Here is a 12786-nt window from a genome sequence, read left to right as displayed (position 1 = left end):
CCGTCCCAGCCGGATCGGCCGGACGGGCCAGCCGGTCACCCGGCGTGGAGATTCCGCGACGGCGACCCCTCCAGCCTGCGACCTTACGGCCACAGACCGACAAAACGAAGGCGACACCAGGGCCTTTCGTCCCTGTCGATCGCCGCGTGACCCACCTAGCGTGCATGAACGTTCGCACTACAGCCAGTGAACGCGAGTCGGCCGAAAATGCACGTATTCATCAGCTATGCCAGGCGAGACCAGACCTCGATCACCCGACTGCGCGCCGACTTCGAGCAACTCGGCTACCAGGTCTGGTTCGACCGGGAGAGCCACGGCGGCCAGGAGTGGTGGGACGACGTCGTGCACCACGTGCGCGGCTGCATGGTGTTCGTGTTCGCGCTGTCGCCGGACTCGCTGCGGTCCAAGGCGTGCCTGGCCGAACTGCGCTACGCCCTCGCGCTGCGCAAGGCGGTGCTGCCGGTCGTCGTGCGCGACATCGAGCAGTCGGCGGTTCCCGCGGAACTGGCAGGCAGCGGGTTCGTCGACTACCTGAACCGGACGCCGGAGACGGTGATCTCCCTGCGCAAGACGTTCAACGCGCTGCCGGGCGCGAAGGCGCTGCCCGCCCGTTTACCGAAGGAGCCCGAGATCCCCACGTCCTACCTCAACGCCTACCTCGACCGGATCGACGCGGCCGACCTGGACGAGGGCGCCCAGCGCGACCTGTTCGAGCAGTTGCGCGCCAGGCTGGCGAACGAGGACGAGCGCGCCGAGGTCTGGGACCTGCTGGTGCGGCTGCGCCCCAGGGTGGACGACGCCGCCGTGGTCGAGGAGATCGAGGAGCTGCTCGCCCCGGGCTGGCAGCCGGACCCGCGCCAGCGGTTCGAGGCGCGGTTCTGGGACGGCCAGAGCTGGACGACGCTGGTCTGGCAGCACGGCAGGCAGTTCAACGACCGCAGCCAGCCGCCGAAGGTGCACGCCCGGCTGCCGCGGCGGGAGGTCTCGGCCACCGCGGACACCGCCGAGGTGCCCACGGTCACCCAGCACCAGCGGGTGCGTGACGTCGACGAGTCGCGCGGGCGCTCCCTGCCGTGGCTGGTGGGCGCGGGCGTCGCCCTGGTCGCGGGCGGGGTGACCGGCGGCATCCTGATCTTCGGCGGCGGTTCCGACCCGGGCGCCGCGACCCGGACCGCGCGCAACTTCGTCGACGCGGTCAACACCCATGACCAGGCCGCGGTGCAGAACTTCGTGTGCGGCAAGGACCTGGTGGAGAACGCGCACCTGTACGGGGCGTTCTTCGACACCGGGACCCTCACCCTGGAGCGGGTCGACGCGGGCGGCGCCGATCCGAGATTCACCGTGCTCGCGGACCGCACAGTGGGCAACTCGTCGGTTAGGTTGAGCATCCCGCTCACCGAGGAGAACGGCGAGTGGCGGGTGTGCGACATCAGCCGGGCGTTGTCCGGGCGCTGACCGCCGGAGTTGGACCATGCACGTGTTCGTCAGCCACGCGCCACCGGACCGGGACGCCGCGATCCGGCTGCGGGCCGACCTCGCCCAGATGGGCAGGCAGGTGGCGCTCGACCGCGGGGAACCCGCCGGGTCCGAGTGGTGGACCGGCGTGCTGTCCCGAGTCCAGCGGTGCGCGGTGTTCGTGCTGGTGGTCTCGCCCGACTCGGTGCGCTCGCGCGGCTGCCTGGCCGAGCTGCGGTACGCGCGGACGCTGAGGCGACCGATCCTGCTGGTCCTCGCCCGGCCGACGCCGCTGCCGCCCGACCTCGCCGACGCCCCGGTGTTCGACCCGGCCAGGGCGGGCGCGGACCGCGTCGCGCGGCTGCGGGCCGCGCTGGTGGCGCTGCCGGAGGCGCCGCCGCTGCCCGACCGGCTGCCCGCGGACCCGCCGGTCCCCTACCTCGACACCTACCGCGACCGGCTCGACCAGCCCGCGCTGGACCAGATGAGCCAGCGGGAGATCCTGCGCGACCTTCGCCTGCGGCTGCGCGACGACCACGACCGTCCGACGGCGTGGGGCCTGCTGGTGCGGCTGCGCTCCCGGGTCGACGTGGCGCCGCCGGTCGCCGCCGATCTGGAGAAAGTGCTGGCGCCGGGCTGGCAGCCCGACCCGGAGCGGCGGATGGAGCGCCGCTACTGGGACGGCCAGACGTGGACGACCCTGGTCCGGCACGAGGGCCGCGAGTTCAACGAGCGCCGGGTGCCGCCGCCGGAGGCCACCTGGCCGAACGAACCCGCCGCGCCCCCGCGGCCCGCGCAGCCCGCGCGGTCGAGCCGGGTCCCGTGGCTGCTGATCGGCGGCGGCGTCGCGGTGGCCGCCGCGGTGGCGGCGGGCGCGTTCTTCCTGTTCGGCGACCAGGCGACCGATCCGGTGAACACCGCGCGCACGTTCGTGGACGCGGTGAACCTACGCGACGTCGGCGCCCTGGGCCAGGTGACCTGTGACCGGGACCGCGACCGCGCGGGCGAGCTCTTCCTCGGCGGCGGATTCCGGCTGACGCTGGAGAGCGTGGACCAGTCCGGCGATTCGCCCACCTTCACGGTCCTCGCCACTGACGGCTCGACCGGCGGCTCCGATCGGCGCACTTTCCCGCTGATCAGGGAATCCGGCCAATGGCGGGTCTGCACAACCTGAGCGGTCACTACTGCCGGGGGCGCCGAGTTCGCAGGTAGTCGCCGACCACGGCCGAGCCCAGCCCGTCCAGGTCGGGCGCGACCACCCGGCCGCCGCTGCGCCGGGCGATGAGGTCGACGAACGCGGCCAGGCTGGGGTCCTCCCCCAGCATGAAAACCGTCACCGACGCGCCCAGCTTGGCCAGCGAGTCCACTTCGGCCAGCGTCTTGCGCAGCGTGCGCGGTGTGGTCGGGTAGTGGAACTCGGCGTGGCCGTCGGGCTCCAGGTGGGCGGTGGGCTCGCCGTCGGTGACCACGAGGACCACCGGCTGGGCGTCGGGGTTGCGGCGCAGGTGGCGGCCCGCCAGCAGCAGCGCGTGGTGCAGGTTGGTCCCCTGCTCCCACACGCCCTCCAGCGCGGTGAGACCGCCGATGTCCACTGTGGACGCGTGACGGCCGAAGGTGATCAGCGACAGGTCGTCGGAGCGGAAGCGGGTGCTCACCAGGTGGTGCAACGCCAGCGCGGTGCGCTTCATCGGCACCCAGCGGCCGTCCTGCACCATCGACCACGACGTGTCCACGCACAGCGCGACCGCCGCCCGCGCCCGCTGCTCGGTCTCCACCACCTCCACATCGGACACATCCAGGCGCACCCGGCCCGTGCCCGCCGACACCGACCGCAGCACCGCGTTGCGCACGGTGCGCGGGACGTCCCACGCCTCGGTGTCGCCGAAGCGCCAGGGCCGCGACGAGCCGATCGGCTCGCCAGCCGCGCCAGCGTTGGCGGTGTCCCGCTCGCCGCGACCAGCCCGCAGCGCACTGACCACATCGGACAGTGCGGTTTCGCCGAGTCGGCGCAATGCTTTGGGCGACAACCGAAGTGAGCCGTCAGCGGCGCGTTCGAGCAGTCCCTGGGCGCGCAGCTCACGCTCCAATTCGGACAGTCGGCGGGCGTCAACGCCTGCGTCGTCGCCGAGCTGGCGCTGCAGCGCCTCCAGGTCGATGTCCTCCAGCCGGGCGCCAGGATAGGACTGGGAGAGCTGCTCGGCGAGCGCGTCCAACTCGGCGAGGTCGGCCATGGCCTGCGCGCCCTCGCCGAGGCCGAGCGGGTCCTGGCCGCGGAAGCGCGCCGAGGACGTCCAGTCCTCCCCCGGCCGCAGCGCGCGCAGGTTCGCGTCCAGGGTGGCCACCTGCTCGACCAGCCGCGGGTCGCCGAAGGCGTTGCCCATCAGCTCGGACAGCTCGGCGCGCTGCTGGGCGCTCATCGAGTTCATCATGCGCTGCGCCGCGGCGGCGCGGGCGGCGAGCGCGTCGATCAGGTCCTCGACGGTGCGCGGGTTCTCCGGGAAGAACTCGCCATGCCTGCTCATGAAACGGGCGAACTGGTCGGTGGTGTCGTCGCCGCGCAGGTGGGCCAGCAGCAGGTCGTTGAGGTCGGCCATCATCGCCCGGATGCGCTCGGCGTCCTCGGGCCGCATCTCGCTCAGGGCCTGTTTCATGCCTTGGAACCGCGACTCCATCAGCTCCTGGCCGAGCTTGTCGCGGATCTGCTGGTACGCCTCACGTGCCTCGGCGGAGCGCCAGTCGTAGTCGGCCAAGTCTCGGACGGCGCCCGCGGTGCCCGGCGGGAGCGCGTCGAGCCGCGCCTCGCGGAACCGCGCGTCGTCGGACGGGTCGGGGAACAGCGCGGTCCGCTCGGCGGCCAGGGCGCGATCGAGCAGTTCGCGCACCTCGCGCAGCGTGCCGTCGAGGTTGTGCCTGCGCTGGATACGGGACCGACGTTCCCACAGTCTGCGGGTCAGCTCATCGAGCCCGGAGGTGTCGTCGGTGCCGCGGCGCAGCAACTCGTCGAGCGCCGAGCGCGGCGAGCTGCCGTCCATCACGTCCCGGCCGAGCTGCTCCAGCGCCGCGCGCAGGTCGACCGGGGGCGCCAGCGGGTCCGGGCCGTCGTGCCACGGCCCGTAGCTGTACCGCCCGGCGCTCATGGCATCCCCTCGCAGGCTCCGTGATGCCGCTCGCGGACGCCCTGTGACACCGACTCGCTCGCAAGCTCGCTCATGACATCCCCTCGCAGGCTCCGCGATGCCACCCGCGGACACCCTGTGACACCGACTCGCTCGCAAGCTCGCTCATGGCCCGTACACCGTGATCCCGGGCCCGTGGGCGCCGCCGTCCTGCGAGTCCTTGGCCAGTTTCCGGCCCAGGTACAGGTATTCCAGCGCCAGCTCGACCGCCGCCGCGATCCGGCCGGGCGGGTCGGTGGCGGCGACGTCGAGCCGCGCGGCGACCTCGTGCAGCACCGGCAGTTCGGGCAGCGCGGCGAGCACCTCGGTGCCGGGCACCCGCTCGCCGGTGGCCACCAGGTGGCCGTCGACCACGGCGTCCACCAACGGTTTCAGGTCGAGCCCGGCGAACCGGTCGCGCGCGGTCTCCGACACCGCGCGGCGCAACAGGTGCGTGAGGTGTTCGGTCTCCCTGCCCTCCTCGCCGGACTCGAACTCCAGCTTGCCGCGCAGTACCGCGGGCACCGACTCCAGGTCGATCGGCCGGGCCACCGCGGGCTCCTCGCCGATCAGCGCGGACCGGCGCAACGCCGCCGCCGCAACGGTTTCCGCCGCGGCCACGGCGAACCGGGCGGACACCCCGGAACGCTGGTCGATGGCGCTGGAGTCGCGCAGGTTGCGCACGAAGCGGGCCAACACCTCCAGCAGCGGGTCGCCCACCTCGGCCACCAGCTCCGCTTCCTGGCGCACCATGGTGACCTCGGCCTCGACGCTGAGCGGGTAGTGCGTGCGCACTTCGGCGCCGAAGCGGTCCTTGAGCGGGGTGATGATCCGGCCGCGGTTGGTGTAGTCCTCGGGGTTCGCGGTCGCCACCAACAGCACGTCGAGCGGCAGCCGCAGGGTGTACCCGCGGACCTGGATGTCGCGCTCCTCCATGACATTGAGCAGCGCGACCTGGATGCGCTCGGCGAGGTCGGGCAGCTCGTTGATGGCCACGACACCGCGGTGCGCGCGCGGGACCAGTCCGAAGTGGATGGTCTCCGGGTCGCCCAGGGTGCGCCCCTCGGCGACCTTCACCGGGTCGACGTCGCCGATCAGGTCGCCCACGGAGGTGTCCGGGGTGGCCAGCTTCTCGGCGTACCGCTCGGACCGGTGGCGCCAGGCCACCGGCAGGTCCTCGCCCAACTCGGCGACCAGGCGCCGCGAGGCGGGCGTGATCGGGTCGAGCGGGTGCTCGCCCAGTTCGGCGCCCGCGATCACCGGCGTCCACTCATCGAGCAGGCCGACCAGGGTGCGCAGCAACCGGGTCTTGCCCTGGCCGCGCTCGCCGAGCAGCACGATGTCGTGTCCGGCCAGCAGCGCGCGCTCCAACTGCGGCAGCACGGTCTGCTCGAAGCCGACGATGCCGGGCCACGGATCACGCCCGGCCCGCAGCGCGGCGAGCAGGTTGTCGCGGATCTCGGTCTTCACGCCCTTGGGCGAATGCCCCTGCGCGCGCAGCTCCCCAGCGGTCCCGGGCAACGACGGCGGAGGCGTGTTCACAACGGTCACGCCTCGACGCTACGCAGATTCGGCCGAGCGGTCGACGTGGAGCGCACTCCAGGGCCGGCCGCCGCGACCGCGCGGATGTGCGATCCGTCAGGCGTTGGGCAGGTAGAACATCTCCCGACCGGCGGGCCGATCCCGAACAGCGGACCGGTTACGCGCCGTGGTCATCACGTTGTCACTACACGTCGGGTAACTGAGCGACCACCCCTCCCTGTCCCCATTGGAATCAACCTCATAGATCAGCTCCGTGGTATCGGCACCCGGCTTCCACCGGAACAACCGCGCCCGATCATAGTCATCCACATTCGGCGCCCGCCAATACACATGCTCCCCACACGACGCCACACTGGCCGAGACCATCACCGCCGCAAGAGTCACCGTCCGATCACCATTCCGCGCACTCAACACCGAGAAACTAAAAAAGTTCTCCGCATCGTCCTTGGCAGGCACATCCCCCCAGACATCCCACCCCCCATGCCGCGCATGATCAAAAACATGACAACTCCGATCCCCACCCAGAACATGCGGACTCACCGTGGGAACCGCAGGCACCGGAACCCAATACGCGGTCCGACAACTCGCCAACGTCTCCGCGGCGGTCGTGAGAAACGTAAAACCAGAAGCGCTCCCCCGAACCGAAGATATGCGTCCAGGCTGCTCCCTCGGCAGGCAGAAAACATCGAAACCAGCACCTGTCGCCAGATCGAACACATGCAGACAACGGTCCTTCTGACCGTCCTTGTCAATGCCCGCAGCGAACTGGTCGCCCGCGAGCGCAGCCGCCGACAGATACGCCATCTTCCGCCCGTCGGCGGGTTTCATCTCCGTCCGAGCACCACTCAGCAGGTCATACCGCCACAAATGCAGCCGACCACCGTCATCACCGGTATCAATATCGGTGATCTCCTGCACGATGGCCACATCCCGCCAGAAGAACACCCGATACAACAACCGATCCGGCGCCGACCGGACATACCTGGCGACCACCTTCCGGTCCGCTACCCGAACAATCGTCGTACCCTCGCCACTATTCTCCACCGACGCTCTCGGGTCCGTCACCGACATGTACTTGACGCCGATCTCGCTATCCCGCCGCGCATACCGCTTGTCCGCCACCTCGAACGGAACCGTCACCGCCCGAAACGGCAACCCCACGGGCAACACCTCGGTACTCATCGTGGTCGACGGCGTGCCCGTACTGGTCGAACGCGCCGCGGACGACGACCCGCCTGCCGCACCAGGTCCCGGATCACCAGTGCATCCGGCAACAACTCCGCAGGCCACCAACCCCGACAGGACACGCCGCCAACCACTCATTCAGCTCAACTCCCCTTCCGACACCGAAGCGAGATCAGATCGCGATATTCCGTTGCGGGTGATTCTCATTGGCTTCAATGACATTCTGGTGCGTCTCCCAGTACGACACCGGAACAGTGCTACCGCCAGCAGGCTCGTACACGCTGATCCGCCAGGTTGGCTTGTTCGGGTCGAAGTCATACCCCCGCCCCACATTGAGGTGCCCGCCGGTTCTCATGCCGAATGAGTTGTTGGTCGGGTTGAGTACGACGTGGAGCTGTACCGGGGCGCCTCCCGCACTGGTGCCCGACGTGCGGCCAAAGTGATCCCGCCACATGTTCTGCCAGTTCACCGTTTCCCAAGTGGCGTTGCTGATCACGATGTAGGGGCCGACGCGGTTCTTCCACGTCAAGTGCTCGTTGATCTGGTCTTTCAGGTCGCTTATGGCGGTGGCGCGTTGGGCGTCGGTCTTGAGTCGGTCATCACGCGCCCAGAGCTGCTGGGTGAAGCCGTTGGCCGGGCTCAGCTCGTTGCCCCGCAAGGGGTCGTTCCACGCGAACGCCACCATCGACGTAGGCCCGCAGTAGTGGCTTGTGCTCTGCTTCTGCCCCCGATTCGGGTCACCCGTCGTCGCGACACTGAAGTAGCGCGGAAACTCGCTGTCCGCACCCGTCGTGGTGACCTCGGACTTGCCCCACGCCACGGTCTCCGGATACCGCGCCCAGAATTCCTCCGGCACCGACTTGCCCGCGATCCAGTAGTCGTAGAGCTTCACCTTGCCCAGCGCAGCCCGCGCCGCGTCCAACTCGGACCGTTCGTCGGCCAGGCGCTGCTCCGCACTCTTCGCTGCCCACAACCGAACCTGGTCGGCGAAAGGCAGGTCTCCGGCGGACTCCGAACGCTCGGACGCCGCGTCCGACGAACGCACCCGATCACTCAGCTCCGCGGCCGTGGGGGCGGCGTCCACCCAACCCAGTTGCAGGCAGTACGTTCGCTCGTCCAACGACACACAACGGACGGCCTTGCTCGCCACCGCAACATCGGACAAATCGGACAAGTCCGCATCCGATGGCGAGGCGGCGAGCACCGACCGCACCGCGGCGTCCAACTGAACACGATGGTCAGCGGCCTGCGCGGAACCCGCGGGCACCGCCACCAACCCAACGGCAAGCGCGGTCACCGACACCACAGTCCACGCGCGACCTAACCAGCTACGTCTCATCCGTCACTCCCCAGTCATCCATCGGGCCAGCTCACAACCGGCCGAACGGACCCTACGGAGCATACGCATGCCGCTACTAACCGTTCACTAAACGTGCGCGGAGCGGTGGAGTCAACGCAACCGGTGGTCGGTGTCGGCGGGCTCCTCGTCCGGCTCGTGCGAGGAGTGCCGGAGTTCGTCGCGCGCATCGCGGAAGGTGATCCACTCGTAGCCGATGAGGCTCACCAGCACGGCGGTGAGCACGCCGAGCGAGGCCAGCGCGGGCACCAGCGCCAGCAGCGGCGTCAGCGCGAGCAGCAGCACGCCCACGGCGATGCGGTAGGGCTTCAAGACGCGGCCGCACCGCCACGCGATGGCCGCGTAGGCGAACAGGTAGAGCGCGGGGCCGCCGGTGAGCGCCCACAGCGGTGCCCCGTAGAGCGGGTCGGACACCGTGTGGCCGTCGACGCCAGCGACGTAGTTGAGCACCTTCTTCAGCCCGAGCGCGAGCATGACCACGCCGACGATCAGCGGCAGGTGCAGGAAGGTGAACGCGGTGCGCGCCATCCGCACCCGGTCGATGCCGGTGGCGCGGGCCAGTTCCCGTTCGATGAGCAGCACGTGCGTGTCGAAGTACGCCCACCACAGGCACGCCGAGACCGCGAGGCCGAGGATGGCCGCGCCGAGGATCGGCCACGAGATGGGCAGCGCGGTGACGCCGACCCCGATGGCCACAATGGACTCGCCGAGCGCGATGAGCACGATCAGGCCGTGCCGTTCGGCGAAGTGCTTGGCCGAGTTGAGCCGCCAGCCGCGCGACCCGATGATCAGCGTGCCCCCGTAGTCGGCGGCGACGGCGGCGACCCAGAGCAGGACCTGCGCGGTCCCCGAGGTCTGCGCCGCGACGAGCAGCATGGCGGTGCCGCCCGCCATGGTGAGCGCGAACCGGACGAGCTGCGCGCGCAGCCCGGCGTCGCCGCCCGCGACTATCCAGAACAGCACGAGGTGGACAAGCCGCACGAGCAGGTAGCAGAACGCGAACACCATCGGCCCGGACAACCCGCCGGGCAGGTCGACGAACGACTCGGGAATGGCGAGCGCGAGGAGGAACATCGCCCCCATCGCGGCCAGCATGGCGGTGCGCGCGTGGCCTTCATCGGCCTTGACCAGGTTGGACAGCCACGAGTACCCGACCCAACACCACCACACCACCGCGAGCAGCAGCGCGCCGCGGCCCAGCCCCGCCCAGCTCGGATCCAGCGCCATGTGCGCGGTGACCTGCGTCAGCGCGAAGACGAACACGAGGTCGAAGAACAACTCCAGGCTGGTGGCCGTGGACGTCTCGGCCACCCGCTCCATCCGAGACCGAAGCGGCTTGCTCATGGGACAGATGGTGTCACTGCCCACGGTCCCCACCCATCCGCAGGGTCGACGTCGCGGTGAATGCCCGCGGAGGTTCCCAGTGGGTCTTGCCCCGCTAGGTTCTTCGGCATGGTCCGTATCCGACTGCGCTGGGACCCGGAGCCCGCGGACTGGTCCGACGGCGTCCGCGCGGTGCTGCCGTTCGCCCGCTGGGTGCCGTGGTTCGCGGCCGCGTTCGGGGCGTTCTCCGTGGTGCTCCTCGTGATCGGGCAGACCTGGCCCGGTGTGTTCGGGCTGGTCTGCGCGCTGGTCATCGCGGGTCTGCCGGTCGTGGGCGTGCGCCTGTCGTTTCGGCGGAATCCGGTGGCGGGGCGGACCGTGACCGCCGACGTCGACGAGCACACGATGCGGATGATGACGGTCGACGGCACCGCGTACAGCGACGTCGTGCTGGCCGAGCTGGCCGGGTGGGCCGAGACGGACCGGAACTTCGTGCTGCGCACCGAGTCCGGCGCGGTGCACCCGGTACCCGGCCGGGCGTTCGCCAGTCCCGAGGACATCGACCGGTTCCGCGACCTGCTGCACCGCACCCTCGGCCCCGCAGGCGGGAGCTGACCGTCCGACTGTCAGCCGGGTCGCGTACCCTCGGTCCCCGTGTCAACTCCGAGTGCGACATTCGCCGTGTGGGTTTCGGCCTGGCTCAACGGGTCCGCGGCCCCGGACGACGTCCTGGACGCCCTGGCGCACTGGGCGGAACTGCACGACGTGGTCGCCGTTGACGAGACCACCGCTGCCGCCCTGGACATCCCGCTCCGCGGCGAGGCGGGCGGCCAGGTCGCCGCGCTGCTCGCGGCGGTGCGCCGGGCGGAAGTGACCGGCGGCAGACTCGTCCTGCCCGTCCCCGGCGACGTACGCGGGCTGGGCACCCGCAGCGAGTTCGCGGGCACGGCGCTGCACGCGGGCGAGGCACTGGCGCTCTACGGCGCGCCGCTGGGCCTGGTGCCCGAGCCGATCGCCGACGGCGTGCTGCGGTGGACCGTCTTCGACATCGGCGACGCGCCCGCGGCCGAGCACCTGCCACTGGGCGAGGCCGAACACGAACTGACCGGCGCCATGCGCGTCGCGGCGGGCGTGCTGACCGAACTGGGCGTGGCCAAGCACCGCGCGGGCGTGCGCGAAGAGATCACCGCCCGCATCGCGCACCGGTCGAGCGCGCCGTGGCCCGAGGGCACCCCACCGCGCGCGTTGCGGGTGCTGCAACGGGCCAACGAGGTGTCCGCGATCCTGGAGCTGGCCGGCGAGGACTCCCCCGGTGGCGCCCTGTCCTCGTCATCGGCCAGCAGACGCGCCGACGCCCTACGCCCCCTCTTCGACGCCGTCCGCGTGGCGCGGCTCGCGGCGGTCGAGGAGGCCGTCCGCGTCTTCTCCGACCACGCCGACAAACACTGACCCCTCAGGCGACGCACCGCACCACGAGGCAACAGCCGGAGGGGTGCAAATTGGGCCAGGAGAAGACGTGGGCCGGCACCAACTCCGGTGTCGCCGGCTACGGAACAGCCCCGCGTGCGCGGGGAAGACGGCAATCTCGGCGGCGGCGCCATGCCGGTCCTGGGAACAGCCCCGCGTGCGCGGGGAAGACGGGCTCGACGACGCGCGGCAGGTACGGCGGGGTCGGAACAGCCCCGCGTGCGCGGGGAAGACCCGGTGTCGCCCGCATCTATGTTGAGCGCTGCCGGAACAGCCCCGCGTGCGCGGGGAAGACCCCACCCTGGATTTGGGCATGATCGATGAGGCGGGAACAGCCCCGCGTGCGCGGGGAAGACGACGCGTCGCCGTAGGCTGTCTGCTGCCGCATTGGAACAGCCCCGCGTACGCGGGGAAGACTGGAGCATTGGCGCGCTGGCGATGATCCAGCACGGAACAGCCCCGCGTGCGCGGGGAAGACCCAGCTCCCGCAATCGGAACCGTGATCCTCGTTGGAACAGCCCCGCGTGCGCGGGGAAGACCGCGGGTCGTGTGCGACCAGCATCAGAGCGCGGGGAAGACCTCCAGATCGGCGCCGCGGACTGGTGGTCCTACGGAACAGCCCCGCGTGCGCGGGGAAGACGCCGCGCACCTGCTTTCCGCGATCGAGGCCACCGGAACAGCCCCGCGTGCGCGGGGAAGACCGGGCGCGTCGGGTGCCTCCGTAGACGGCGGTCGGAACAGCCCCGCGTGCGCGGGGAAGACCTGCGTGCCGACTCCATCGATCCTGACCATCGGGGAACAGCCCCGCGTGCGCGGGGAAGACGGGTGTTGACCGTCGCCTGGATGTTCGTCCTTTGGAACAGCCCCGCGTGCGCGGGAAGACGCGGAGTGTGAGGCGGGTGCGCGGCGGCTGGTGGGAACAGCCCCGCGTGCGCGGGGAAGACACCGTCCAGCCTGCTGCCCGCGCGGTCGGCTGCCGGAACAGCCCCGCGTGCGCGGGGAAGACGAACTCGCCGCGCTGGGTGTGCCGCAGGTCCAGGGAACAGCCCCGCGTGCGCGGGGAAGACTCGGTCGGACACACCTCAGGTGTGTCTGTGCCGGGAACAGCCCCGCGTGCGCGGGGAAGACCGCCACAGCCTGTGTTCAGCAGAGGTCTAGATGATTGATTCCAAGGGGTGCGAGGTAGGACGTTGGCGAGGTGCCTGCTGGGCAGGTCCTTTTCCAACGTCCCCCTCCCGAACCGGACTGGCCCGTTTCCGGGCATCCGGCTCTCCAGTGACTACTGCGTGAGTGTCGCGGCGG

The 12786-nt window shown here is 70.6% G+C and carries 9 protein-coding genes and 2 CRISPR repeat arrays; of the genes, 4 read left to right on the top strand and 5 right to left on the bottom strand.

The window, feature by feature from the left end:
* Nucleotides 1–207: 207 nt before the first annotated feature.
* Nucleotides 208–1455 carry a toll/interleukin-1 receptor domain-containing protein gene (locus ACT4N7_RS09810; RefSeq protein ID WP_444828318.1) on the top strand — a complete coding sequence of 416 codons (1248 nt, stop codon included), beginning with the start codon at nucleotides 208–210 and terminating at the stop codon, nucleotides 1453–1455.
* A 16-nt stretch (nucleotides 1456–1471) separates the two neighbouring features.
* Nucleotides 1472–2629, top strand: coding sequence for a toll/interleukin-1 receptor domain-containing protein (locus ACT4N7_RS09805; protein WP_444828317.1), 1158 nt, complete (start codon nucleotides 1472–1474; stop codon nucleotides 2627–2629).
* Between the two features lie 7 nt (nucleotides 2630–2636).
* Here the strand turns inward: ACT4N7_RS09805 and ACT4N7_RS09800 are convergent, their stop codons facing one another.
* The 5 genes from ACT4N7_RS09800 to ACT4N7_RS09780 form a co-directional block, all read right to left on the bottom strand.
* On the bottom strand, nucleotides 2637–4592 hold the full coding sequence (locus ACT4N7_RS09800; protein WP_444828316.1) for a vWA domain-containing protein: 1956 nt from the start codon (nucleotides 4590–4592) through the stop codon (nucleotides 2637–2639).
* Between the two features lie 144 nt (nucleotides 4593–4736).
* Nucleotides 4737–6152, bottom strand: a complete 1416-nt coding sequence (locus ACT4N7_RS09795; RefSeq protein ID WP_444828425.1) for an ATP-binding protein — start codon at nucleotides 6150–6152, stop codon at nucleotides 4737–4739.
* Nucleotides 6153–6248: 96 nt separating this feature from the next.
* A complete protein-coding gene (locus ACT4N7_RS09790) occupies nucleotides 6249–7334 on the bottom strand; it encodes a hypothetical protein (RefSeq protein ID WP_444828315.1) in 1086 nt (361 codons plus the stop codon).
* A gap of 175 nt (nucleotides 7335–7509) precedes the next feature.
* A complete protein-coding gene (locus tag ACT4N7_RS09785) occupies nucleotides 7510–8634 on the bottom strand; it encodes a hypothetical protein (RefSeq protein WP_444828314.1) in 1125 nt (374 codons plus the stop codon).
* A 153-nt stretch (nucleotides 8635–8787) separates the two neighbouring features.
* On the bottom strand, nucleotides 8788–10038 hold the full coding sequence (locus tag ACT4N7_RS09780; RefSeq protein WP_444828313.1) for a low temperature requirement protein A: 1251 nt from the start codon (nucleotides 10036–10038) through the stop codon (nucleotides 8788–8790).
* Between the two features lie 108 nt (nucleotides 10039–10146).
* On the opposite strand from ACT4N7_RS09780, the gene ACT4N7_RS09775 reads away from it, so the two are divergent.
* Nucleotides 10147–10632, top strand: a complete 486-nt coding sequence (locus tag ACT4N7_RS09775; protein ID WP_444828312.1) for a YcxB family protein — start codon at nucleotides 10147–10149, stop codon at nucleotides 10630–10632.
* 39 nt (nucleotides 10633–10671) lie between these two features.
* Nucleotides 10672–11466 carry a hypothetical protein gene (locus ACT4N7_RS09770; protein WP_444828311.1) on the top strand — a complete coding sequence of 265 codons (795 nt, stop codon included), beginning with the start codon at nucleotides 10672–10674 and terminating at the stop codon, nucleotides 11464–11466.
* A 101-nt stretch (nucleotides 11467–11567) separates the two neighbouring features.
* A CRISPR array of direct repeats spans nucleotides 11568–12023; the repeat unit is 28 nt; unit sequence GGAACAGCCCCGCGTGCGCGGGGAAGAC.
* Between the two features lie 72 nt (nucleotides 12024–12095).
* Nucleotides 12096–12612: a CRISPR direct-repeat array (repeat unit 28 nt; unit sequence GGAACAGCCCCGCGTGCGCGGGGAAGAC).
* Between the last annotated feature and the right edge of the window lie 174 nt (nucleotides 12613–12786).

It is taken from the genome of Actinokineospora sp. (genome assembly GCF_052390155.1).
Lineage (GTDB): Bacteria > Actinomycetota > Actinomycetes > Mycobacteriales > Pseudonocardiaceae > Actinokineospora.
This window is presented reverse-complemented; position numbering and strand designations above follow the sequence as displayed.